Origin of the sequence: Streptomyces sp. NPDC017940 (genome assembly GCF_044328435.1) — a bacterium.
GTDB lineage: Bacteria > Actinomycetota > Actinomycetes > Streptomycetales > Streptomycetaceae > Streptomyces.
Map to the genome: position 1 here is coordinate 73,321 of NZ_JBIRHJ010000005.1, position 21,688 is coordinate 95,008.

Here is a 21,688-nt window from a genome sequence, read left to right on the forward strand (position 1 = left end):
GTTCCCGATTCCCGGAAATGTCATGGCACGACATGTTGGCGGTGTGCGGACAGTTCACGGTTTCGGTTCTCGACGCCCCGGGAAGCAAAGGCTCCGGGTCTGCGCCGGCTGCCGCCGGACTGCCGGGCGTACGGTGCGGTACGCCCTGTCAGCGGTCGTGTCCCCGCGGGCCGGGAACGCGTGCCACGCGGCCGAGGAGGAGGGCGAGTTCGGCACGCAACCGGTCGAGGGGGCTGTCGAGTTCCAGTCCGGTGACGTAGCAGATCGCCTGTAGCCGGTGCGTCATCGTCTGCCGGTGGATGTAGAGAGCGCGGGCCGCCGCGGTCACCGACATGTTGTGTGCCAGATAAGCAGCGAGTGTCTGTAGCAGATGCGAATTCCGGTCCTTCGTGTACAGCGGGCCGAGACAGGAGTTCATGTATGCCTCGCGTTTCTCGGCGTCTATGTCCAGTGCCGCGAGCAGCGGCCACGTGTCGCGGCTTTCGATGTTCTCGCCGTAGTACCGGGCCACCACGGCGGCGAGTGCGGCCTGCCGGGCCGCGTCGGCCGGTGCGCCGTCCGCCACGGGGACCAGCCCGTAGGGCCCGAAGACTTCGGGCCGCTGCGGGCGTTCGCGGGTGAAGGCGATGAGGTGGTCACCGGTGACGACGATGCGGGCCCGGGGGTTGGCGGCCCGGAATGCGCGCAGGGCGGGCACGCTGTCCTTCCTGCGCTGTGCGGCGGACATGCACCAGCGCGGTGCGGTGTCGGACAGGCCGGACCGGTCGGGCCGGTCGGACAGGACGGGCCGATCGGACAGGACGGGCCGATCGGGGCCGCGGGTTTCCTGCCGGGGTGGCGCGGGGGCGTTCTTGGGTGTGCCGCGCAGGGAGTCGTAGTAGCCGACGATCGCCCGGCAGGCGACGAGGAGCAGGTGCGGGCCGTGCGGCCGGGTGGGGCTGGTGACCGGGCCCTGGGGTGTCCTGGGTGCCGCCTGGGCCAGCGTGGTCAGGCACAGGCCCTGCTGGAGGAGGGCTTCCTCGCAGCGCAGGCCGGCGGCCGCGTGCGTGGCGGCCCGGACGCGGAACAGGGCGGCGACCTGCTTCGCGGACAGGTCCTCGCTCAGCACGGCGAACCAGGCGGCCAGGTCGTGTTCGACGGTGGCGGCCCGGTGTGCGGTGGCTGCTTCCGGCGGGGGCAGCGCGGCGAGCACCTGCCGGGTGAGTGCCCCGGCCTCGCGCTGGAGTCGGCGTGCGGCCTCCTTGGCCGGGCCCGGCCGGTGCCAGGTGGCGGGCAGGGGGACTTCCGTGCGGTCCAAGATCTCTCCTCATGGCAGGGGTGGGCACGGATCCGGGCCGCTGCGGGCAGTCGAGGCGGACGGCGGGCGGATGTCCGGCAACCGGTGGCGCCGGACAGCTACGCTGAGGGCGGCCGGAACCACTAGACCTGGTTCCGGCCGCCCTCGAGCCCCGCGGCCGGCCCTTCGGCCCCCGGGTGCCGCCCGTGCCCGTCTCTTGTGCTCCGGCTGTGCTCCGGCGCGCGCGGTGACGGCCGTCCGCGGGGGGTGGGTGCAGCCACTAGACCTGGCTGCACCCGCTCCCGCACGCCGGGCAGGCGGCTCAGGCGTCGTCGCGCTTGAGGTGGACCTTGGAGCCGTACTGGCTGCTGAGCCAGATGCGGGCGGCGTCGCTTCCGGTGCCCTGGAGACGCCGGTTGTGGAACTGCTGCGGCGTCCTGGACTCCGGGTTGACGGTGATGTACGCCTGCTCCAGGCACCAGGCGGGGTTGGCGCCCTCCTCCTCCAGGCGGATGTAGACGGGGTAGCGGTCGAGGTCGTCGGTGTCGAGCTGGGGCTTGCGCGGGTCGTTGTACTCGGGGCTGGTGACGTTGGCTCCGTCGCCGAGCACGTAGTCGATGTACTGGCCGCGCTGGATGGAGCGGTTGTTCTCCAGCAGGAACTCCCGTCCTGCGATGCCGAGATAGACCCTGCCCTCGGTCTCGGCGTTCTCCTCATCGGCGGTCAGGACGCGTGCGGTGATCTTGGTGATGTCGGCCATGTGTGCCTTCTCCTGTGTGCGGCTCGCTGTCAGGGCAGGAGCGGGGAGTCGTCGTTGCGCTTGAGGTGGAGGATGGTTCCCGAGCGCTCGCCGAGCTTGATGCGGCGGTCCGCCGCGTCGTTGATCAGGTGCGGCTGGTCGAAGTAGTGCGGGGCGTTCGTGCCCGGGTTGACCGTGACGGTGACGCGTTCGGCGACCCAGTCGATCTCCTGCTGCGGCTGATCGCCCCGGGCGGGCAGGGGGGAGAGACGCACATAGACCGGGAACCGGTCGAGGTCGTCGGTGTCCAGCTGCGGCATGCGGGGGTCGTTGTCCTCGGGCCGGGCGACATTTGCCTTCTCGCCCAGGACGTAGCGGGTGCTCTTGTTGCGGTCGGTGTCCGTCTCGTCCTTGGGCAGGTTCAGGAGGAACTCCCGGCCCGCGATGCCGAGATAGATCAGTTCGTCGGTCCCGGCGCCCTCGATGTCGGCGGTCTGCAACAGCACGTTGATCTGCTTGATGGCTGTCATGGCTTGCTCTCCTTGTCCGTCGGTCGGTGTCGTCGCGCACCCGGCTCCTCGCGCGCCGGGGTCAGTCGACGTTGCTGCCGCGGTCTCCCCCGGAACCGCCGCCGCCGTTGCCGTTGTCGAGGTCGCGGTCGGTGGGGTCCTTGCGCGGCGGCTGGGTCGGTGCCAGGACGAAGTCGTGGGAGCCGTCCAGGCTGGAGTCGCGGCCGTAGTACGGGGCCGGCCGGCCGCTGCCGGGGCCGGGGCGGTTGTCCTTGGGCTGTAGGCAGTGCCCGGGGTACTTCACCGGCACCAGGGAGTAGCCGCCGCAGCACAGCGGCAGCACGAAGAACTGCTGCCGTTCGCCGGGCGCGGGGGCCGAGCCGTGTGCGTCCGGCTCCTGCCGCTCGGTGTAGGTCATCGGCCCGCGCGGGTCCTTCTCGTCGACGGACAGCACGCGGCCGCTGCTCTTGTTCTCGAAGGTGAACACCGTGTTGTTCCTGCGGTAGCCGACCAGGCGCACGCGCCACAGATGCCGCTCGTCGGTGATCTTCGTGATGTCGTCCGACTCGATCTGCAAATCACCGTTCTGCGTCAGATATCCACCGGTCACCCGGTGGATGATCATGATTTCCCTACCGTGCACCGCGGATCGGACAAACGTGTCCAGCGCGTTGGAGTACATTATTTTTTCCCTCGCTTTCGCGGACGCCTCGAAGAACCGACACGGTCATCGTCGATCCAAGGCGTGATGATGGGTTGAACGGCCGTGAACCGAGACAGGGTTTTCTGGTCCAGCACTCGCCTTCGGTGATTTCCCTTCACTCCCGCTCGGTCTTTTTCCGGCAGTTCGGCAAGTCCGTCCGGCATGCGCCAGAGAGGCAGGGCAGACCGTTGGGGACAGCCTTCACCCAGGTGGCACACTGGGCAGATCCCCGCGCAGTAAGTATGTGAACCTGAAAGTACCCACATCGAGCTACGCGGTATTATTTACCGATCCCCGCGGTCATAATGCTGGCGGGCGAATTCGTGCTCGCCACGCGGAGGTGAATCATTTCTCCACCCGCATCTGAGTGAAAGTGCTTCCCCAGCTGTCACGTTTCGGGCAACAATCGAAACCCGGCGCGAGCCGACGGGAATTCATGCGGCTCGGCGGCCCTGTTTTTACGGTGCCGCTTTTCCGCCGCTGACACATCTGCCGACACATCTGCTGACACATCCGGTTCTCCCCCCGAGGAACAAGGACAGCGAAGCGCGGCACGGCCTGGTCCCGATGCCGCCGAGCCCCTCACGCCACCGCACGCACCACGACCGAAGGTGTCACCATGTACCGCCTCACAGCCCGGACCCCGCAGTCCCCCCTGACGGCCCCCCTCCCCCGCGACGTGCCGGCCGCGCCCCACGCGCAGGCATCTCCACGCGGGCGCGCCTGCGCCGCGCTGCGCGGCCGTACGGCCCGGGCGTGCCGCACGCCACGTCTTCGATGAGCAGCGGCCCCGACCCGGCCCGCAGACCATCACCCGTGCCGGGGCCCGCGCAGCCGCCGGGGGCCTCCCAGCGGCTGGGGCCCTCCCGGCTGCTGGGGCCCGCGCAGCTGCCGGTGTCCGGTTCGCGTGCCGCGCACCGCCGGGCGCGCTGGCATGTCCTGTGGCAGGAGTGCCTCCTGGCCGGCGCCATGCTCGTGGACACCGCACCCGGAGCCGCCCGGGGTGCGGCGACAGCGGGCTGTGCCCGCCGGGACCACGTGGTCTTCCTCCTCGCCGCCGCCCTGCTGGAACAGAGCACCAGCCGGGGCTGCTCCCGCACCGCCGATACCGTCCTTGCCACGTCCGGGGACAGGGGCACCCTGCGGGCGCTGCGGCAGTGCGGGGCCGCCACGCTCAGACGCCCGCCCGTCGGCCCCCTCCACCTGCCCGTCCAGCGGTGTCTGCTGGTGCTCTCGGCCAGCGACCTCTTCACCCGCATCCGCACCGCGGCCCTGGACGTCCTCAGCCACCACATCACATCGGCCCGGGCCCGCGGGATCCACACCGTCCGCGTCCGGCACTGCCTGCCCGGCCTCTCCCCCGTGCTCCCGCCCCGCCCCCCGGCCACAGAGGCGTAACGAGGAGCCCTCACTCCCCCGTGGCGCGGGACCGCTCCCGGGTCGCCGCCGACCGCGAGGGCGCGTCACCCCGGGCCAAGCTCACGCGGCGCCGCCCGCTGCCCCCTCGCCCTGTCCCCGTGCCCCGTGCCACGCGGCGAGCCGCTCGAAGCCCCGCCAGGTGTCGGAGTCGCGGGGGGCCATGTGGACCACGATGGCCTGGTCCGGTGCCGAGGCGATCTGCAAGGCCTGCCAGTCCAGGGTGAGCTCACCGGCCACCGGGTGCTTGACGCGCTTGCGGCCGGAGGTGACGGCCTGCACGTCGTGCAGGTGCCACCAGCGGCGGAAGTCGGCGTCGGCGTGGCAGAGTTCGCGTACCAGGGCGTCCAGGCGCGGGGAGTCCGCGTAGCGCAGGGCGTCCATGCGCAGCTGCGCCACGAAGCTGCTGGCCACGTCCTCCCAGTCCAGGTAGAGCGAGCGGACGCGGGGGTCGAGGAAGACCATCCGGGCGAGGTTGCGGCGCTCCGGTTCCACCTGGTCGAAGTCCACGAACAGGGCCGCGCCGAGGGCGTTCCAGGCGAGCACGTCCATGCAGCGGCCGAGCACGACCGCGGGGACGTAGTCCATGCTGTCCAGCAGCAGCTGGGTCCCGGGGGACACCGAGCGCTCCTCGAACTGCTGGATGTCCCTGGCGGGTGCCTTCACGAGCGAGTGCAGGTACTCGCGTTCGGCCATGTCGAGCATCAGCGCGCGGCCGATACCGGCCAGCACGCCCTCCGAGGCGTGCTGCACCCGTCCCTGTTCCAGACGTGTGTAGTAGTCCACGCTCACCCCTGCGAGCTGCGCGACTTCCTCCCGACGCAGGCCCGGCACCCTACGGAAGCGTCCGGCGCTCTCCAGCCCCGCCTCCTCGGGAGAGACGGCCGCGCGCTTGGCCCTGAGGAACTCGTTCAGCTTGAGATGTCCTGTGGTGGCCCCCATGGCATCCGATTATGCGACACCGGCCGCGCGTCCCGGAGGGGTCCACCGCTTCGATGGGCAGATCCGGCCATGATCACCCCCGGCCCGGGCGCCGGGGCGGGGTACGCGGTCAGCCGGGAAGCCGTACGGACTGCGCGTGACGGAAGATGTCGCGCGGGTCCCAGGCGGCCTTGACCCGTTGCAGGCGCGGGTAGTTGTCCTTGTAGTAGAGGGTGCTCCACGGCACCGCCGAGGTGTTGAAGGCGGGGTCGCCGATGTCGGTGTCGGGGTAGTTCACGTAGCAGCCGTCGGTGCGCCGGTCGGGGACGGGCACGCCGCCGGTGGCGGCGAACAGGTCGCCGTAGATCCCCCGGGTCCAGGCGAGGTTGGCCGCGTCCTGGGCGGGGTCGCTCCAGAAGGTCTGGAGCAGCAGCTTGAAGACCGTCTCGCGGTGGGAGCTCGCGGTCGCGGCGTTGTCGACGGCGGCGATCCGGCCGCCGTAGGGGTGCAGGACGGCCTGGGCGTTGCGGTTGGTGTAGTCGGTGGTGGTGAGGTGCTTGTAGAGCGTTGCCACCTGGTCGTCGGTGAAGCCGCGGCGCAGGCAGGCGGACTTGTGGTCGCCGCGCAGGGTGGTGTCGGTCAGCATGGTGACGCTGGTGCCGAGCATGCGGGTCGCCCGCAGCCAGGGCAGCCGGCGCGGTGCGGGCAGCGGCCGCGGGGCCGCCTTCACGCCGTCGGTGAGGGCGGCCAGGTAGCCGGCGTGCAGCGCGGCGGCGCCCGGGACGGTGGCATCGGACTGCGTGATCAGGGCGATGGTCCCGTTCTGGCGGTGATTCATGATCAGGTATCCGGCGAGCGCCGTGTACGGGGAGTCGGGGGCGCTGTTGTCCTCGTACCAGGTTCCGTGGTTGTGGACGAGCCGGGTGAAGTCCTCCTCGGTGATCTCGCTCCAGGGCAGTGCGACGGAGCTGAGCAGCACCTCGGCGGGGGGCTTGGGCAGTGCCTCGCCCGGTGCGCCGGTGCGGGCCCGCGGGGAGCGGAACCAGAAGCGGGTGACGATGCCGAAGTTGCCCCCGCCGGCTCCGGTGTGGGCCCACCACAGCTCGCGGCGCGGGTCGTGGCGCTCGCGGGTCGCGGTGACCAGCCGGGCCCGGCCGTGCGCGTCCACGGTGACGACCTCGACGGCGTAGAGGTGGTCGACGGTCAGCCCGAGCCGGCGGCTCAGCAGGCCGAAGCCGCCGCCGGTGATGTGCCCTCCCATGCCGACCGAGTAGCAGAAACCGGCGGGCAGGACCACGCCGTGGCCCAGGTACAGCTCCTCGTACACATCGGCGAGGGTCGCTCCGGCCTCCACGGCGAACGCCCGGTGGGCGGGGTCCCAGTAGACGCGGTTCATGTCCCGCAGGTCGATGATGACCTTGACGTCCGCGTTCGAGACGAAGTTCTCGTAGCAGTGCCCGCCGCTGCGCACGCTCACGCGCTTGCCCGCGCGGACGGCTTCCTGCACGGCCTCGCGTGTCTGCTGGGCAGTGGACACCAGCGTGACGTGGTCGGGGCGGGCGGTCCAGCGCTGGTTCATCCCCGAGACGAGTTCGCCGTAGCGCGGGTCCGTGGGGTGCACCGTGCGGGCGGCGGCCGGCGGTTTGTGGTGGTTCATTCTTGTTCCCCCGTGTGCATGTGCTGATCCGGTCGGTGGGCGGTGTGCGTGGGCGGTGTGCGTGGGCGGTGTGCGCGTGCGGCCGTCAGTCGCGGCCCGCCCACAGGGTGCCCGCGGCCAGTTCCTGGTCGATCTTGCGCAGCAGTTCCAGGTCGATGTCGCGGATGTCGCGGACGGTGTAGCGCACGCCGGTCGCCTCCATCTCGGCCCGCTGGAAGTTGTGCGGCATGCCGGCGGGCACGCCGAGGAAGCCCGCCCCGAGGGCTTTGGTGACCTCGGCGACGCGGTTGATGTCATCGACGAAGAGCGTTTCGTCGAAGGCGTAGCCGAAGATGTCCCGGACGATCTCCTTGGTGCCCGGGCGGAAGTCGTTCACGTCGACGTAGGGGGTCTGTTCGTCGAAGTATCCGGCGAGGTGGCCCAGGTGGGTGTCGAAGGTGTACGCGCGATCACGCCCGCCGTAGCACACGACGCGCGCCCCGGTCTCGCGCAGGGTGGCGAGCAGTTGCTCGGCGCCCGCGCTGACCTGTACCGGATGCTCGGTGAGGTAGTTCTCGCGCTCCTTGAAGAAGGCCGCGATGGTCTCCTTCGCCGACCACGGCAGCTTGCAGGCGAGCGCCATGTTCTGCCCGGCGGCCAGTTGCGGCGAGCCCCACACACCGCGCTCCACGGCGGCGGTGTACTGCCCGCCGTGGCGGGTCACGAAGCGCTCGATCACCGGGCTGTAGGTGTCGTTGAGCAGGACGCCGTCGCTGTCCAGGGCGACGAGGCGGATCTTGTCGAGGCCGCTTGGCATGGGTGGGTCTCCTGTCCGGTGGCGGGTGTGCGGGCCGGGTGTGCGGGCCGGGTGCGTGGGTCGGGTGTGAGGTTGCGGGGTCGGTGGACGCCGGTCCGGGGTGTCAGGCGGCGGTCAGGACGAGGGCCGCGTTGTGCCCGCCGAAGCCGAGCGAGGTGCTGACGGCGACCTCGACCGGCATGTCTCTCGGGGCGCCGCTGACCACGTCGATGTCGAGGGCGGGGTCGAGCCGGTGCAGGTTGGCCGTCGGCGGCACGCTGCCGTGCTCGATGGCCAGCGCGGTGAACGCCGCTTCCAGGGCCCCGGCGGCCGCCAGCGGGTGCCCGGTGACGCCCTTGGTCGAGGTGACCGCGGGGCGGGTGCCGAGGACCCGGCGCAGCATGCGGCCCTCGGTCACGTCGTTCATCGGTGTCGAGGTGCCGTGCGCGTTGACGTGGTCGATGTCCGAGGGAGCCACCCGGGCATCGGCGAGTGCGGCCCGCAGGGCTTGTTCGATGCCGCGGCCGCCGGGCTCGGGCGCGGTGGCGTGGTGGGCGTCCGTGGCGGCCCCGTACCCCCGTACCACGGCACGCGTGTGGGCACCGCGCGCCCGGGCGTCCTCGACCCGCTCCAGGACCAGGACACCGGCGCCTTCGGCCGCGACGAAACCGTCCCGGTCGGCGTCGAAGGGGCGGCAGGCGTGCTCCGGTGCCGCCGTCCTCCTGGACAGGGCGCCCATCTGGGTCAGTCCCGCCATGACCGCGGGGGTCAGCGCGGACTCGGTGCCTCCGGCCAGGACGACGTCGCAGGCACCGGAGCGCAGCAGTTCACGCGCCGTGCCCACCGCTGTGCTGCCCGAGGCGCAGGCCGTCGCGGTGACCAGGCTCGGTCCCTTGGCGCGGACGTCGAGGGCGACGTACCCGGCGACCATGTTGACCATGTACATCGGGATCGTCAGCGGCGAGACGCGGTGCGGCCCGTCCCGGCCAAGGACGGTGTGCTGGTGCGTCAGCGCGTGGGCCCCGCCGAGCGAGTTGCCGAGGACGACCCCCACGCGCGCCCCGTCCCACCCGGCCGGATCCCACCCCGCGTCCGCCAGGGCCTGGCGTGCCGCGACGATCGCCAGCTGGACGAAGCGCTCCAGCTGCCGGGCCTCGAAGCCGCCCAGCAGCTCCGCGGCGTCGAAGTGCGGGACGCGGCAGCCGAAGTCGACCGGCAGGCCCGCGAGGGCCGCGTCCGCGGCGGCGCTCGACAGGCCCGAGCCGAGCCGGTCCCAGTTCTCCTTGACCCCGATGCCCGCGGGTGTGACCAGGCCGAGCCCGGTGATGGCGGCGCCGAACGCTCCCCCGTCGGCGGCCATCAGCGCGCGGTCTTCTTGGCCGTCACGAGCTCTGCGGCGTGCCGGATCGTCATCGCCTCGGTGAGCTCCCCGGCGTCCAGGTCGATGCCGAACTCCTTGTCCAGGATCAGACCCAGCTCGATGAGGACCAGCGAGTCGAATTTGAGGCTGCCGAACGTCATGTCGCCGGCGATCACCTCCGGCTGGATCTTGAACTGTTCCACCAGGACCGTGATGATGCGCTGTTCTGTGGTGCTCATGACTTCCCCCGTGTTTCTGTGTGCCTAGGTGTGCCTGTGTGTGTCCGTGTGTCTGTGTGTGTCCGTGTGCCTGTCGGGCTCGATGTGCAGGTTGCGGTACGGGACCGCTGTGCGGGTCTGCGGTACGGGACCGCTGTGCGGGTCCGCGGTACGGGTGCCGCCGCATGTGCCCGTGGTGCGGTGGTGGTCAGGCCGCCGTCAGGTCGGGCCAGGTCAGGGCGATGGACCCCCAGGTGAGGCCGCCGCCGAAGCCGGTCAGGAGCACCTGGTCGCCCACCCGGAGGCGGTTGTGGGTCACTTCGTCGGCCAGGGCCAGAGGAATCGAGGCGGCCACCGTGTTGCCGACGCGGTCGATGTTGGAGGCGAAGGCCTCCACCGGCACGCCGAGGCGCGCGGCGAGGGCGGTGATGATGCGGGCGTTGGCCTGGTGCGGCACGAACCGGTCGATGTCCGCCAGTTGCCAGCCTGCCCGCTCGGCGCTGTGCCGTACGGAGCCCTCCATGCGCTGGACCGCCTCGGCGAAGACGGCACGCCCCTGCATGGCGAAGTACAGGTCCGCGTCGGTGACGGGGCGGCCGGTGGAGCGCTGGCGTGAGCCGCCGCCGGGGATCTCGATGAGCTCGCTGCGGCTGCCGTTACTGCCCAGGGTCAGCCCCCGCAGGGCGCCCGTCTCGTCCTTGCCGCCCGAGCGCAGCAGTACCGCGCCCGCGCCGTCGCCGAACACGGCGCGGGTGGTGCGGTCCTTGGGGTCGAGGATCGTGGAGAAGGTGTCGGCGCCGATCACCAGGACGGAGCCGGCGGCGTCGGTCGCCAGGAGACCGGCGGCGGTGGCCAGGGCGTAGATGAAGCCCGTGCAGACCGCGCCGACGTCGAAGGCCGCGACGCCTTGCAGACCCAGTCTGGCGGCGACGTCGGGCGCGGTCGCGGGGCAGGGGCGGTCCGGTGTGCTCGTCGCCAGGACCACGGCGTCCGCGTGTTCCTGCCCTGCCGACTTCAGGGCCCGGGCGCCCGCCTCGACGGCGAGGTCGCTGGTGGCCTCGCCGGGGGCGACGACGTGGCGCTGCCGGATGCCGGTGCGGGTGCGGATCCACTCGTCGTCGGTGTCCAGGACGGCGGCGAGGTCGTCGTTGGTGACCACGTCCGGCGGGAGCCACGCCCCCAGGCCGGCCAGGACGGCTGCCTGTGCCACGGCCGTCACCGCCCTCGCGCCGGCGCGGCGGTGCCGGCCTCGACGGCCCGGACCTGCCCGTCCGTGCCGTCCGTGCCGTCCGTGCCCCGGTGTCCGGTGAGCGCGGCGAGCTGGAGCTCCACCGTCGCGATGTCCGCGCCGTTCTGCCGGAACGTCACCTCCACGCGGTGCTCACGTCCTGGCAGGGCGGTCATCGTGGTGGGCGCGTCCAGTTCGGCGTACGCGAAGAACGCGGCGCGCATGGTCACCATGACGGACTGCTCGGGGCGCACTGCGCGCCCTCCCGCCCCGGCGGCGCCTTCCGCCGTGGCGCCCCCTTCCGCCACGGCGAACGCGGCGAGCTGGCGGGCCGCCTCGACCAGCACCATTCCGGGTACGTGGTCCTGGGGGTGGTCGAAGAGGCTGGGGTTGTCGGCGGCGGGCCGCAGGGTGGCGGTGCAGCCGGTGGCACGGGCCACGGCGTCCAGCAGCAGGGTGTCGCGCGCGTGCAGCCGTCCCGCCCGGGCGGGTTCGAGGGCCGTGCCCAAGGCGGCGGGCGGGCAGGTGTCGGAGGACGGCGGCGGGCCGGTGCGCCTGCCGCGCCGCATGACGCGGTAGGCCTCACGGGCCACGTAGCCGACCTCCATGCGCACGTCACCGAGGCGGGCGCCCGCCGCCCACAGCGTGAAGGCGTAGCTGAGTCCGCTGAGGCGTCCGGCGCGGTGGCGGGGGTCGTGGGTCAGGGCGGTCATCGTCAGTTCCGTGGAGACCGGCACCGTGCCGGGCAGGCCCCTTGGGACCTCGTCCGTCAGCTCCATGGACCAGTTGCGCAGGACGAAGCTGCTGTCCCGGTCGACGCCGTGGCACAGGTGCGCGGCGGCCGTCTCGGCCTGACGGCAGCATTCCAGCAGCAGCATCGGGTCGAGGTGCCGCAGGGATGTCTGGGCCGAGTGGCTGGTGTAGTGCGGGTGGACGGCGGGCAGCAGCGCCGCGGCGACGAAGCTGTCCGCGCCGGTCCGGCGGATGTCGGTCAGGAAGACCTCGGTGAGGTGGTGCCGGTGGAGCAGTGTGCGGTCCACCGTGCGGTGGTGGCTCAGCCCGGCAGCCGCTTCGGGCGGCCGGGGATCATGCCCCGAGAGTTTCATGTTCTTCCCCCTGTGTTCTGTTCCCTGCCTCTGTTCTTCTGTTCTTCTCTTCTTCTGTTCGTCTCTTCTTCTGTTCTTCTGTTCTTCTGTTCCTTCGTTCTTCGGTTCCCTGCCTCGTGCCCTGACGCAGGGGCGCGCTCCGGTGCCTCGCCGTGCGGGCTCTTTCGCTGCGCGTTTCGTGAAGAGCGGAACGTGGCACGCGCCGAGGTCGCGGCGCCTGCGCTGCACGCGTGTCCGCATTGCGTCATTCAGGCCCCCGCGCAGTGCGCTTGTGCCCGCGGCGGATATTCACTGAACTGACCGGCATGCGGATGATCGGCCGCCGATTCCCCCGTCGGCCGGAATCAACAACTCCCCGTCGCCCCGTTCACAGCCCTGCCGGATCGGTGTCGGTGCCCCCTGATGGCCACCGTTGACGGCTGTGGCTGCCGTCGCCAGGGTAACAAGAATCCCTTTTATCCAGCGATACCTCTCGTCCGCCAACAGGCCGTCCCGCGACGGTTTTTGACGGTCCGTCTTCCATTTCCGTACTGGCCTTGCAGAACATGGCGAGGACATCCTGGCCCGTGACGCATGTCACTTCACCGCGATCGGGTTCATCGGCCCGCCGACGGCCCCCGTGATGGGCAGCGGGGCCGCGGCGAGGAAGAATTCGTACACGCCGTCGTCCGCGCAGTCCTCGGCCAGCAACTCCAGGTCGAACATCTCCCCCAGCGGAATACCGGCGTTGACGAGGAGCACCAGGTGCAGCGGCTGGAAGAGGTCCGGCGTCTCGTTGGGGCGCACCTCCACCCCCCAGGTGTCGCCGGCCACCGCCGCGACTTGTCGCCCGTACAGGAAGTGGGCGCTGGACAGGGCGAGACCGGGGGCGTCGCCGCCGGCGTAGTCGCCCCAGCCCTCGCGGCGGGCGGCGCGCAGGTGCCCGGTGCGTACCAGCACGATGTCGCCGCGGCCGACCGTGACGCCCTGCGCCTCGGCGCAGGCCTCCAGTTCGGCGCCGGAGATCCCCTGACCGGGTGCGAGCGCGGCCACGCGGCGAAAGCGTGCGATGTCAAGGAGCACTCCGCGGCCGGTGAGGCTCGCGCTCATGCGCTCGACCCCGCAGCGGGCGGCGCCCGCGCTGGTCACCTCCGCCAGGCCGTAGCCGTTGTACATGCGCCCCTCGTAGAAGATGTGGCTCAGGGCGTCCCAGTGGGTGGCGCACTGCAAGGGCATCGCTATGCCGTCGTCGGTGTAGCGCAGCCCCGCGAGGTGTTCCTGTGCCCCCAGGGCGATGTCGCCGCCGTCCTGGACCATGTAGTGCAGCGGGTTGTTGCGCCCGAAGGCGCCCTTCTGCGGACCGCTCGCGTCCAGCGGGATGGCCAGCGAGAGGACCCGCCCGTGCCGGATCAGGGAGGCCGCCCGGGTGAGGGCCCCGGCGTCGATGAAGTTCAGTGCGCCCCGTTCGTCGTCGGGCCCCCACTGCCCCCAGCGCCGGTAGCGCTCGGCCAGCGCCACCACGCTCTTCCTGTCCCACACCGTTCTCCCGGTGTGCGGCGCTGTGTCCGTCACGGCCCCAGCCCTTCCCCGTGCTGCGCGTCGGTGCGCGCCGTGCCGGCCGCGGGCAGGTGTCCTGGCGCGCCGTTGGCGGCGGCGTCCCACCCGTGCGGTTCGCTCGCGGTGATCCCCTCCTGTTCGAGCGCGGCGGCCAGGCGGTGCGTCTGCGCCGCGGTGAGCGGGGTGAGGGGCAGGCGTACGTCGCCCATCGCCCGCCCCATGATCGCGACGGCGGCCTTGACTCCGGCCGGGTAGCGCGGGACCAGCAGTGCCAGCAGGCGTGTCATGCGCGCCTGGAGCTCCCGGGCCCGCTGCTGGTCGCTGTCCCGCGCCGCCTGCCACAGCGCCATCACCAGGCGCGGTGCCACCGGCGCGCAGATCGAGAAGGCCCCCGCCCCGCCCAGGGACCGCTGCGGCAGCAGGTACTCGATGCCGCCGAGGACGGAGAAGTCCGGCCGTGCCGCGCCGGCGGCGCGGGTGGCCGCACCGAAGGTGGCCATGTGGTTGCTCGCCTCCTTCAGGCCCAGGAAGTTCCCGTGGCGCCGGGCGAGCCGGGTGATCAGCTCCGCGGGCAGCGGGGTTCCGGCCGTGGGCGGCGGCGAGTAGCCGATGACGGGGACGTCGACGGCCGTGACCAGGGCCTCGAAGTGCCGTGCCGTCGCCTCCTCGCCAAGGTCCCAGTGGTAGGAGGCGGTGGCGATGACCGCGTCCGCCCCCGCCGACTGCGCGTGCCGGGCCAGCCGGACCGTGTGGCCGGTGCCGGGGCAGCTCACGTGCACCACCACCGGCACCCGGCCCCGCGCGGCCCGCACGGTGAGGGTGGCCAGCAGTTCCCGTTCGGCGAACGAGAGGTTCAGCGACTCCCCCACGTGCATCGGCGCGCACAGCGCCGGGACGCCGGAGGCGATCAGGAACTCCACCTGCTGCGCATACCGTTCGCCGTCGACGTCCCCCGCGGCGTCGTACGGCGTCAGGGGGCAGGCGATGACCCCCTCCCACCGGCCGGGATGTCCGAACAAGCCCATGGCCGCGCTCCCCGCCCCCCGTGCCCGCCCCTCAGCCCGCCGCGGGAACCGCGGCCTTGACGACCGCCTGTGCCACGGCGCAGTCCTGGTCCACGCTGCCCCCCGACACCCCCACGGCACCGATGACCTTCCCCGAGTCGTCGGTGATCGGCATCCCGCCGCCGAAGGTGACCAGGCCCGCGTTGCTGTGCTCGATGCCGTAGACGGGGCCGCCGGGCTGGGAGATCGCCCCCAGGCCGCCGGAGTCCATCCGGAAGTAGACGGCCGTCTTGGCCTTCTTCAGCGCGATGTCGATCGAGCCGAGCCAGGCGTCGTCCATGCGGGAGAACTGCACCAGGTGCCCCGCCTCGTCGACGATCGCGATGTTCATGTCGACGCCGATCTCCTCGGCCTTGTCCACTCCCGCTTCCACGCGGGCGACGGCTTCGGCCTGTTTGATGGAGCTCACGGGCGGTCCTCCTGGGTTTCTGGGTCGTGTGCGGAACCGGCGCACTCCCCCGTAGTGCGCCGGTTGATCCCACGGTGTCCCGCCTCGGCGACACGTTCCAGAGCGAGTTCTTCCTGGGTCCGGCGTTCCTAGGACCCCGAGTCCCAGGAACCCGTGCGGCCGCCGTCCTCACGCCTCGGCGTCGGCCCCCGGCAGGGCGCGGCGCGCGAAGTCCACCAGGAAGTCCCGCAGTTCGCCGCCGCCCAGGGCGTCCCCTGCCGCCTGCGCCGTGTCCGGGCCGGTCCCGCCCAGCACGGTCCGCGCCAGCTGCGGCACGGCCAGCGGCCAGGCGGCGAGCCCGATCGTGAGCAGCAGCACCATGGCCGCCTGCCGCCCGGGGGCCATGCCGAGCACAGCGGCGAGGGCCTCGCTCTTGCGGGCGTAGTGCCCGGCGCGCTCGTCCTCGTCGGGCAGCGGCGCGTCCCCGTAGTGGAGCGCCTCCCACAGCAGCAGGCGCAGCAGCTGCGGGTTCTCGCGGTGCATGTCGTACAGCCGCCCCACGTACTGCCCGATGTCGCCGCGGGGCGTGCCGAGTGCGGCGGTGTGTTCCTCCAGCGCCTCGGCGACCACGGCCTCGAAGAGCCGCTCCTTGTTGCCGAAGTGGCCGTAGATGCGTTCCTTGCTGACCCGGGCCTCCCGGGCTATCCGGTCCACCCGGGCCCCGTCGATGCCCCGCTGGGCGAACTCCACGCGGGCCGCGGCGATCAGCCTCGCTCTGGTGGCGGCTGTGTCCCTGCTCATGCGGGCACGCTACCGCGCGCCCGGCCGGGTCAACCTCCTTGTGGTACCAACTAGTTGGTCGGTACGTTCGTGTCATGCCGACCACTCCCTCCGCGAGCCCGGCCGCCACCGCCGCCGACCCGGCGGGTGGCGGGTGGAGCCCGCCCGGGCGCACCACGGCGCTCCTGACGGTCACCGGCATCCTGGTCGTGGGGCAGATGTACATCGTGCTGCCGCTCCTTGGCCCGATGGCCCGCTCCTTCTCCGCCTCCCCGGGCGCGGTGACCTGGATGGCGACCGGATTCGGCCTCGCCTACGCCACCGGGTTCCTGTTCGCCGGTCCCCTGGCCGACCGGTACGGTCCGCGCCGGGTCATCGTCCTCGGGCTGCTGGCGACCACGCTGACCACCCTCGCGGTCCCGCTCGCCACGAACCTGGCCGCGGGTTGTGCTCTGCGCGCCGTGCAGGGCCTGGCCGCCGCCTCCTTCGCCCCGGCCGCCTTCTCCGTCATCGCCACCACGGTGGCCCCCCAGCGGCGCCCTTTCGCCCTGACGTGTGTGACCAGCGGGTTCCTGGCGGCGGCGGTACTGGTGCAAGTCGCCTCGCAGGCGCTGGAGTCGCTGGCGGGCTGGCGGACGGCGTTCCTCACCTTCGGGCCGCTGATGGCCCTTGCCGCGGTGTTCGCGCGGCGGGTGCTGGCCGCCGACGGCGGCGACCGGGCCGCCACGGTGCGCTCGGCGTTCGCCGCCATGCCGCGCCTGCTGGCCACCCCCCGGCTCCTGCTGCTCTACGCCGCGACCTGCACGCTGCTCGGCGGCTTCGTCGCCCTCTACACCGCCGTCAGCCTGGCCGGTCCGCCCGGGGTGTCCGGCAACGAGGGGGCGCTGCTGTGGCTGCGGGCCGGTGCGCTGCCCGCCATGGTGGCGGTGCCGCTGCTGGCCGGTGCGCTGGGGCGGGTACCCGGCCGGGTGCGCCTGCCCGCCGCGCTCGCCCTGGCCGGCGCCGCGGCCCTGGCCGCCTCCGGAGCCGGCGGGTCCGCCGTCGCGCTCGGCGCGGTGCTCCTGCTGCTCGTGGCGGGCATCGCCATCGCCGCCCCCGCTCTGGTCGAGGCCGTCGCGGCGGCGGGCGGCAGCGCGCGCGGGGCCGCCGTCGCGCTGTACGCCTGCGCCATGTTCATCGGCGCCAGCCTGGGCCCGCAGCTGGCGAACTCGCTGGCCGACTGGGGCTTCGCGGGCATCGTCCGGGTGGTCGCGGCCGTCTTCGCGGCGGGCGCCGTGCTGAGCGTTGCCGCCTTCAGCCGCTGAACGCCCGGCCGCCGGCTCGCCGCCGCCCAGCGCCCCGCCGACGGCCCGGCGCCCGCCGACAACCCCGTACACATCCTTGAAGCCCGACCGTGAAGGAGCGATGAGATGCCCGTCGTCACCGTCGACTGGTGGAGCGGCTTCGGCACCCAGGAGCGCCGCGAGCTCGCCCGCAGGATCACTGCCTCGGTGGTGACCGTCACCGGGTGCCGCCCGGACTCCGTCACGGTGATCATCCGTGATGTCGAGCGCGACCACTGGGCCCGGGGCGGGACCCTGTCCAGCGACCGCGCCGCACCACCCGCCCGGACCCCCCGGCCCCCTCTCCCCTGAAGCGCGTGCCGGCCGCCCCGTGCGCGGCGCCTGGAGCACCGGCCGGCGCCGGGCCGCGGTGCCCGCGTACGTGAGCGCGCCGCCGGAAGGGAAGGGTCGGCGGCGCGCTCGCTGTGGCCGTGCGGGGCCCGCTCCGGGCCCTGGATACGGGTACGTCAGTCGTTGACGCAGGTGTTGCCGAAGGCCGGGTTGAGCAGGCCGACGACGTTGATCGAGTTGCCGCACACGTTGACCGGGACGTGGACCGGGACCTGGATGACGTTGCCCGAGATCACGCCCGGGGAGTTGTGCGCCGCGCCCGAGGCGCCGGCGTCGGCGGTGGCCAGTCCAGCGCCACCCAGCACGAGGGCACCGGTGCCCAGGACAACGGCAGCCATCTTCTTCACGGACATGCTCACTCCTCTTGCTCATGTTCCAGTGGGCGCCGGGCAAGGCGCACAGCGTCACGCACCTCGGAGCAGTCCCGCCCGGCTCCTGCATCCATCAACGCCCCACCCTGCGGCCGGACATGCCGGGACCGGCCCTCATCCACGGCAGGTAATCGCGTAATCAGCCTTTCGGGGCACCGCGGCTAGCCCGCCCGGGCGCACCGCCCCCGCGGCAGCGGCGGACCGTCATCGCGGCGGGGCCTGAAACACCACCGGCAAGGAACGGGGCCGGGGCGGGCCTGTGAGACTGGAGCGCATGGAAGCAGCGTTCGCCCGTACGGTGTGGCAGGTCCTCGAACCGCTGCACGCGCTCACGTACTTCGCACCCGAGAGCCGCGAAGCCAACCGTGCGGTTGGCCTGCGCGGGTTCTGGATGGGCTACTTCGCGGCCCGGGCCGCACCGCTGGGAGCGGTGGCGGCGGGTGCGGTGGAGGCGGTCTTCTTCAACTTCCACCCCGCCATGGTGCGACGCGCCGTCCCCGACGCGTGGGGGTTCGCCCCGCCGAAGGCCGTGCTCCGCACCCGCACCGAGGCGGCTGCCGTGGCGCTGCGCCGCACCGCGCCGTCAGCGGCGGAGGCGAGTGCGCAGATCGTCCCGCTGCTGGAACGGGCGGTCGCCGGCGCGGACGGGGCCGGGCGCCCGCTGTTCGCCGCCAACCGCGGCCTGCTGACGCCGCAGGACCGGGTCGGCGCCCTGTGGCAGGCCGCCACGACGCTGCGCGAACACCGCGGTGACGGGCACGTCGCCGTGCTCACCGCCGAGGGCCTGAGCGGGTGCGAGGCCCATGTGCTCCTCGCCGCCTGCGAGGGGGTGCCCGCAAGGATCCTGCGCGACAACCGCGGCTGGTCCGCGCAGGACTGGCACGCGGCCACCGAGCGCCTCGCCGCGCGGGGACTGCTGGACAGCAGCGGGCACCCCACCGCCGGGGGGCGGGCCCTGCGCTCCCACATCGAGGCCCGCACAGACGCCCTCGCCGTCCACCCCTACCGCGCCCTCGCCCCGGCCGAGGCCGCCCGGCTCCTCACCCTGCTCACCGTCCTGGCCGACCAGGTCCTCACGTCCGGCACCATCCCCTTCCCCAACCCCATGGGTCTGCCGCCCCACCGCACCCGGACCTAGCCCGCCCCCGCGCGACGGGCCGGGCCCGTTCGGCTGCCCGCCGGGCGCGGTCGTGTACGGAGCGGCTCGGGGCCCCCGCCGGCGGCGCTGCCCACCCGCGCCGCACGGCCCGGGAGTTGCCCCGCGCACCGTACGAGGACTTCCGGGAATATGCCTGTCGGGTGGGCACGTACAGGAGTAGGGTGGTAGCAGTCCGTGGTCGATGGGTCGCTGTTAGCGCAGCGGCCGGCCTTCCGGCGATCTCTCGGGGCCCGGGTTGGGGTCTCTACCGCCAGCGGCTGGTATCAGCGGGAGCCTGCACCCGTGACACAGCACCGGGTGGAGAATCGCCGTGGCCGGTCTTTCCCCGCTCCCCCGTCTTTCCACTGGTGTGCCCCGAGGAGCCGGGACTGATGATGCGCGGATTCTTCGCCGACGACCAACTGCTCATGCTCCCCCTGGCCGACCACCCCGGCGTGCGACTGCACGGCGAAGCCCTCGGCGTGCACCGAGGACCTCTGGTCCTCGCCCTCACCGAGGAGGCCCAGCAGACCGAGGAGGTCGTCGTCGACCTCACCGACGTGCGCTTACTGGCCACCAGTGTCCTGGAGACCCTCGCCCTGCTCGCCGCGCGCCTGACCCCGCCCCAGCGCCTGCTGGTGCGCGCCGGAGCCGAACTGGAACTGCGCGAACGCATCGCCGCCCGCGGCTGGGACCGCATCGGCACACTGCGTCTGGCGGACAGCTGACCCAGCCGCGCCGCGCCGACGGGGCCCTTGCCGTCGCGGGAGGCGGCAAGGGCCCCGCCGGCGCGGCGCCGCACCGGCGGCGCACCGGCTCAGTGGTGGCCGTGTGCGGAGCTCGATGCGCCGCCGAACAGGCGGGCCACCGCCCGGAACGGCAGGGTGACGACGGTGGCGATGGCCCCGCCGATGGACCGGAGAACATCTGCGATTGCCCTGAACACGGTGGACCTCCGTCCTCCAACGCGATGCGCCGGAACGTCTGTGCCGCTGTACGGCCGATCACTGGGCAGGTGCCCGGCGCCCGGCCGGTGAAACAGGGCCGACGGCGGACCGGTCACCCTCGGGTTCACTCCCGCACAGCCGTCCCGGCCCCCCGGGCCGTTCCGTGCCCCGGCGGCGCGGCGCCCCCGCCCTTCCCTGGCCCGGCAGCCCCGCGCCCCCGCGGCGCCGGAGCGGGTCAGTCCAGGCCGCCGTTTCGGCAGACCCGCAGGGCGACCTCGCGGAGCTTGGTGTTGTTCTCCTGGGAGGTGCGGCGCAGCACGTCGAAGGCCTGGTCCTCGGTGAGGTGGCGGCTGCCCATGAGGATGCCCATGGCCTCGCCGATGGTGTGGCGGGTGGTGAGGGCCTGTTCCAGCTGGGCGTGGGTGCGGGCGCTGGAGAAGGCGACGGAGGCGTGTGAGGCGAGGAGGAAGCCGGCCACCTCACTGGCCTGGGTGAAGGCGCCCGGCTTGCGGGAGTAGAAGTTCAGGGCGCCGAGGTCCTCGTCCTCGGTGAACAGCAGCAGTCCCATCATGCTGCCCACGCCCAGGGCCTGGGCTCTGGGGGCGTAGGCGGGCCAGCGCTGGAGCTCGCCGGTGAGGTCGGCGATGCGCAGGATCCGCTCGCCGTTCGCCTCGCGCGCGGCGTCGAAGCACGGCCCTTCGCCCAGGCGCTGTTGCAGCTGGTCGCTGTCGGTCACCAGCTGGTGGGTGGGGGCAAGGCTTTGCACCCGGCCGCCCTGGAGGATGAGGATGCCGGCCGCGTCACAGCCCTCCACCAGCTCGGTGGCCGAAGCGGTGATCCTCTCCAGCGTCGCCTCCACCGAATCGCGCGCCAGCAGATCGCGCGCCAGGGACGCCATCTGCTGCGCGAACTGCTCCCAGTCCGTCTCGCCCTCCGCTTCGCACGGTTGCGTACGGTCCCATGACACACCTCTGATACCCGAATTCTTGTACGAACGCCGGGGGCGGGGCGCACCGCCCGGGGGCCGTGCGGGGTGCGGGGCGCGTTTGTGGCGGCGCCGCGTCTTCGGCGAAGAGCAGCGCGTGGATCAAGAAGGGCTCCTCACCGTGTCACACGGTGAGGAGCCCTCCGGGGCTGTGTTCCCAACCCCGCCCACGCGGGTTTCTCCATGGCGCGGAGCCATTCCTGTCCATCCGAAAAAGCTTTGCGAACAGGTATCGCGGGTGTGTGCGCAGGGATGCGTGCGGTTCCGGGGCCGCGCTGTCGCGGCAGGCGGCGGGGTGCGGCCGGGTGGCCGGTGCACGGGTCCCCGCCGGGGGCGTGCCCCCACGGCGGCCGCTGGCCCGGTCCTGCTCCGGTGGCGAAAGGATCCGGGCGGTTGTCCCCGCATGCCGGGGGTATCCGCCCTCCATGGTTGAGACACCTGCATGGATGCCGGGCTCTTTCGCACGTGTGGTCCAGCGGCGTACGAGGCCCCGGCACGCCCGGTCGAGCCGCCGCCGGGGACGGCTGCACCGCCGGCTCCTGGCCTACCGCGACGTGCGGATCGTCCACTCCCTCGCGCCCGCCGACCGGGCGCACAGCCTGCTGCTGGTGTACACCCGCCGCGTGGTCGGCCGGCTCACCTACGAGGTGTGCGAACAGTGTGCGAGCGGTGTCATCACCGAGGTCGACGTCGCCGCGCCGCTGAAGGACAGCGGCCTCGGCACCCGCGCCGTGTCGCATCTGCGCGCCTGCTACCCCGACGTCACCTGGCACAGCCGCCTCACCCGGCGCATGTCCCGCGGCCTGGCGCACCGTATGCGTCTGCCCCACACCAGCACCGCGCGGCTGTGCTCCCACGCCCCGGCCCGCTGACCCCGGAGCAGGGGTTCGGCCATGCC

General features: G+C 72.6%; 24 protein-coding genes. 6 read left to right on the plus strand and 18 right to left on the minus strand.

What is annotated here, in order from left to right:
- Positions 1–148: 148 nt before the first annotated feature.
- The 4 genes from ACH4DX_RS18480 to ACH4DX_RS18495 form a co-directional block, all read right to left on the minus strand.
- The gene (locus ACH4DX_RS18480) at positions 149–1,297 is read right to left on the minus strand and encodes a PucR family transcriptional regulator (RefSeq protein ID WP_398155892.1); all 1,149 of its coding nucleotides are present in this window, start codon (positions 1,295–1,297) and stop codon (positions 149–151) included.
- A gap of 301 nt (positions 1,298–1,598) precedes the next feature.
- Complete coding sequence (locus ACH4DX_RS18485; RefSeq protein WP_398123391.1) at positions 1,599–2,036, minus strand: hypothetical protein; 438 nt, start codon at positions 2,034–2,036, stop codon at positions 1,599–1,601.
- A 29-nt stretch (positions 2,037–2,065) separates the two neighbouring features.
- Positions 2,066–2,545: a hypothetical protein gene (locus ACH4DX_RS18490; RefSeq protein ID WP_398155893.1), complete on the minus strand. Its 480-nt coding sequence runs from the start codon at positions 2,543–2,545 to the stop codon at positions 2,066–2,068.
- A gap of 61 nt (positions 2,546–2,606) precedes the next feature.
- Positions 2,607–3,149 (minus strand): hypothetical protein, encoded by a 543-nt coding sequence (locus ACH4DX_RS18495; RefSeq protein WP_398155894.1) that lies wholly within the window; start codon positions 3,147–3,149, stop codon positions 2,607–2,609.
- Positions 3,150–3,983: 834 nt separating this feature from the next.
- Here ACH4DX_RS18495 and ACH4DX_RS18500 point away from each other — a divergent pair.
- Positions 3,984–4,625 carry a hypothetical protein gene (locus tag ACH4DX_RS18500; protein WP_398123394.1) on the plus strand — a complete coding sequence of 214 codons (642 nt, stop codon included), beginning with the start codon at positions 3,984–3,986 and terminating at the stop codon, positions 4,623–4,625.
- Between the two features lie 81 nt (positions 4,626–4,706).
- On the opposite strand, the gene ACH4DX_RS18505 is transcribed toward ACH4DX_RS18500, so the two are convergent.
- The 11 genes from ACH4DX_RS18505 to ACH4DX_RS18555 all read right to left on the minus strand — a co-directional run bounded on the left by ACH4DX_RS18505 (position 4,707) and on the right by ACH4DX_RS18555 (position 15,697).
- A complete protein-coding gene (locus ACH4DX_RS18505; RefSeq protein WP_398123395.1) occupies positions 4,707–5,585 on the minus strand; it encodes a helix-turn-helix transcriptional regulator in 879 nt (292 codons plus the stop codon).
- 109 nt (positions 5,586–5,694) lie between these two features.
- Positions 5,695–7,221 carry an FAD-binding oxidoreductase gene (locus tag ACH4DX_RS18510; protein WP_398155895.1) on the minus strand — a complete coding sequence of 509 codons (1,527 nt, stop codon included), beginning with the start codon at positions 7,219–7,221 and terminating at the stop codon, positions 5,695–5,697.
- An 85-nt stretch (positions 7,222–7,306) separates the two neighbouring features.
- Positions 7,307–8,017 carry an HAD family hydrolase gene (locus tag ACH4DX_RS18515; RefSeq protein WP_398155896.1) on the minus strand — a complete coding sequence of 237 codons (711 nt, stop codon included), beginning with the start codon at positions 8,015–8,017 and terminating at the stop codon, positions 7,307–7,309.
- A gap of 103 nt (positions 8,018–8,120) precedes the next feature.
- Complete coding sequence (locus ACH4DX_RS18520; protein WP_398123398.1) at positions 8,121–9,356, minus strand: beta-ketoacyl-[acyl-carrier-protein] synthase family protein; 1,236 nt, start codon at positions 9,354–9,356, stop codon at positions 8,121–8,123.
- Positions 9,356–9,595 carry an acyl carrier protein gene (locus tag ACH4DX_RS18525; protein ID WP_398155897.1) on the minus strand — a complete coding sequence of 80 codons (240 nt, stop codon included), beginning with the start codon at positions 9,593–9,595 and terminating at the stop codon, positions 9,356–9,358. The genes ACH4DX_RS18520 and ACH4DX_RS18525 overlap by 1 nt, the downstream gene beginning before the upstream one ends.
- Positions 9,596–9,782: 187 nt before the next feature.
- Positions 9,783–10,784 (minus strand): beta-ketoacyl-ACP synthase III, encoded by a 1,002-nt coding sequence (locus ACH4DX_RS18530; protein ID WP_398155898.1) that lies wholly within the window; start codon positions 10,782–10,784, stop codon positions 9,783–9,785.
- A gap of 5 nt (positions 10,785–10,789) precedes the next feature.
- Positions 10,790–11,908: an AfsA-related hotdog domain-containing protein gene (locus tag ACH4DX_RS18535; RefSeq protein ID WP_398155899.1), complete on the minus strand. Its 1,119-nt coding sequence runs from the start codon at positions 11,906–11,908 to the stop codon at positions 10,790–10,792.
- Positions 11,909–12,484: 576 nt separating this feature from the next.
- Positions 12,485–13,459: a cyclase family protein gene (locus tag ACH4DX_RS18540; RefSeq protein WP_398155900.1), complete on the minus strand. Its 975-nt coding sequence runs from the start codon at positions 13,457–13,459 to the stop codon at positions 12,485–12,487.
- The gene (locus tag ACH4DX_RS18545; RefSeq protein WP_398155901.1) at positions 13,456–14,469 is read right to left on the minus strand and encodes a dihydrodipicolinate synthase family protein; all 1,014 of its coding nucleotides are present in this window, start codon (positions 14,467–14,469) and stop codon (positions 13,456–13,458) included. The genes ACH4DX_RS18540 and ACH4DX_RS18545 overlap by 4 nt, the downstream gene beginning before the upstream one ends.
- Before the next feature lie 31 nt (positions 14,470–14,500).
- Positions 14,501–14,917, minus strand: a complete 417-nt coding sequence (locus ACH4DX_RS18550) for a heme-binding protein (protein WP_398123404.1) — start codon at positions 14,915–14,917, stop codon at positions 14,501–14,503.
- Positions 14,918–15,085: 168 nt separating this feature from the next.
- Entirely contained in the window at positions 15,086–15,697 is a 612-nt protein-coding gene (locus ACH4DX_RS18555) for a TetR/AcrR family transcriptional regulator (protein WP_398155902.1), read from the minus strand.
- 74 nt (positions 15,698–15,771) lie between these two features.
- Between ACH4DX_RS18555 and ACH4DX_RS18560 the strand changes: the two genes are divergently transcribed.
- Entirely contained in the window at positions 15,772–16,980 is a 1,209-nt protein-coding gene (locus tag ACH4DX_RS18560) for an MFS transporter (protein WP_398155903.1), read from the plus strand.
- Between the two features lie 105 nt (positions 16,981–17,085).
- Positions 17,086–17,310 (plus strand): 4-oxalocrotonate tautomerase family protein, encoded by a 225-nt coding sequence (locus ACH4DX_RS18565; RefSeq protein WP_398155904.1) that lies wholly within the window; start codon positions 17,086–17,088, stop codon positions 17,308–17,310.
- Between the two features lie 155 nt (positions 17,311–17,465).
- On the opposite strand, the gene ACH4DX_RS18570 is transcribed toward ACH4DX_RS18565, so the two are convergent.
- Positions 17,466–17,702 carry a chaplin gene (locus tag ACH4DX_RS18570; RefSeq protein ID WP_398123408.1) on the minus strand — a complete coding sequence of 79 codons (237 nt, stop codon included), beginning with the start codon at positions 17,700–17,702 and terminating at the stop codon, positions 17,466–17,468.
- Positions 17,703–17,994: 292 nt separating this feature from the next.
- Here ACH4DX_RS18570 and ACH4DX_RS18575 point away from each other — a divergent pair, with 292 nt between their 5' ends.
- Together ACH4DX_RS18575 and ACH4DX_RS18580 are read left to right on the plus strand one after the other, a co-directional pair.
- Positions 17,995–18,858: a hypothetical protein gene (locus ACH4DX_RS18575; protein WP_398155905.1), complete on the plus strand. Its 864-nt coding sequence runs from the start codon at positions 17,995–17,997 to the stop codon at positions 18,856–18,858.
- A 392-nt stretch (positions 18,859–19,250) separates the two neighbouring features.
- Positions 19,251–19,586: a hypothetical protein gene (locus ACH4DX_RS18580; protein ID WP_398155906.1), complete on the plus strand. Its 336-nt coding sequence runs from the start codon at positions 19,251–19,253 to the stop codon at positions 19,584–19,586.
- 89 nt (positions 19,587–19,675) lie between these two features.
- On the opposite strand, the gene ACH4DX_RS18585 is transcribed toward ACH4DX_RS18580, so the two are convergent.
- Together ACH4DX_RS18585 and ACH4DX_RS18590 are read right to left on the minus strand one after the other, a co-directional pair.
- On the minus strand, positions 19,676–19,804 hold the full coding sequence (locus ACH4DX_RS18585; RefSeq protein WP_398123411.1) for an LPFR motif small protein: 129 nt from the start codon (positions 19,802–19,804) through the stop codon (positions 19,676–19,678).
- A gap of 236 nt (positions 19,805–20,040) precedes the next feature.
- A complete protein-coding gene (locus tag ACH4DX_RS18590; RefSeq protein WP_398123432.1) occupies positions 20,041–20,703 on the minus strand; it encodes an ANTAR domain-containing protein in 663 nt (220 codons plus the stop codon).
- A gap of 512 nt (positions 20,704–21,215) precedes the next feature.
- On the opposite strand from ACH4DX_RS18590, the gene ACH4DX_RS18595 reads away from it, so the two are divergent.
- Complete coding sequence (locus tag ACH4DX_RS18595; protein WP_398123412.1) at positions 21,216–21,662, plus strand: hypothetical protein; 447 nt, start codon at positions 21,216–21,218, stop codon at positions 21,660–21,662.
- The last annotated feature ends 26 nt before the right edge of the window (positions 21,663–21,688 follow it).

What these genes read in the sequence shown, in the direction of transcription:
- ACH4DX_RS18555 (WP_398155902.1), bottom strand. Translation starts at nt 15,697, where the DNA reads ATGAGCAGGGACACAGCCGCCACCAGAGCGAGGCTGATCGCCGCGGCC.
- ACH4DX_RS18570 (WP_398123408.1), bottom strand. Translation starts at nt 17,702, where the DNA reads ATGTCCGTGAAGAAGATGGCTGCCGTTGTCCTGGGCACCGGTGCCCTC.
- ACH4DX_RS18510 (WP_398155895.1), bottom strand. Translation starts at nt 7,221, where the DNA reads ATGAACCACCACAAACCGCCGGCCGCCGCCCGCACGGTGCACCCCACG.
- ACH4DX_RS18560 (WP_398155903.1), top strand. Translation starts at nt 15,772, where the DNA reads ATGCCGACCACTCCCTCCGCGAGCCCGGCCGCCACCGCCGCCGACCCG.
- ACH4DX_RS18565 (WP_398155904.1), top strand. Translation starts at nt 17,086, where the DNA reads ATGCCCGTCGTCACCGTCGACTGGTGGAGCGGCTTCGGCACCCAGGAG.
- ACH4DX_RS18580 (WP_398155906.1), top strand. Translation starts at nt 19,251, where the DNA reads ATGATGCGCGGATTCTTCGCCGACGACCAACTGCTCATGCTCCCCCTG.
- ACH4DX_RS18485 (WP_398123391.1), bottom strand. Translation starts at nt 2,036, where the DNA reads ATGGCCGACATCACCAAGATCACCGCACGCGTCCTGACCGCCGATGAG.
- ACH4DX_RS18495 (WP_398155894.1), bottom strand. Translation starts at nt 3,149, where the DNA reads ATGATCATCCACCGGGTGACCGGTGGATATCTGACGCAGAACGGTGAT.
- ACH4DX_RS18505 (WP_398123395.1), bottom strand. Translation starts at nt 5,585, where the DNA reads ATGGGGGCCACCACAGGACATCTCAAGCTGAACGAGTTCCTCAGGGCC.
- ACH4DX_RS18595 (WP_398123412.1), top strand. Translation starts at nt 21,216, where the DNA reads ATGGTTGAGACACCTGCATGGATGCCGGGCTCTTTCGCACGTGTGGTC.
- ACH4DX_RS18525 (WP_398155897.1), bottom strand. Translation starts at nt 9,595, where the DNA reads ATGAGCACCACAGAACAGCGCATCATCACGGTCCTGGTGGAACAGTTC.
- ACH4DX_RS18520 (WP_398123398.1), bottom strand. Translation starts at nt 9,356, where the DNA reads ATGGCCGCCGACGGGGGAGCGTTCGGCGCCGCCATCACCGGGCTCGGC.
- ACH4DX_RS18490 (WP_398155893.1), bottom strand. Translation starts at nt 2,545, where the DNA reads ATGACAGCCATCAAGCAGATCAACGTGCTGTTGCAGACCGCCGACATC.
- ACH4DX_RS18515 (WP_398155896.1), bottom strand. Translation starts at nt 8,017, where the DNA reads ATGCCAAGCGGCCTCGACAAGATCCGCCTCGTCGCCCTGGACAGCGAC.
- ACH4DX_RS18575 (WP_398155905.1), top strand. Translation starts at nt 17,995, where the DNA reads ATGGAAGCAGCGTTCGCCCGTACGGTGTGGCAGGTCCTCGAACCGCTG.
- ACH4DX_RS18545 (WP_398155901.1), bottom strand. Translation starts at nt 14,469, where the DNA reads ATGGGCTTGTTCGGACATCCCGGCCGGTGGGAGGGGGTCATCGCCTGC.
- ACH4DX_RS18590 (WP_398123432.1), bottom strand. Translation starts at nt 20,703, where the DNA reads ATGGCGTCCCTGGCGCGCGATCTGCTGGCGCGCGATTCGGTGGAGGCG.
- ACH4DX_RS18535 (WP_398155899.1), bottom strand. Translation starts at nt 11,908, where the DNA reads ATGAAACTCTCGGGGCATGATCCCCGGCCGCCCGAAGCGGCTGCCGGG.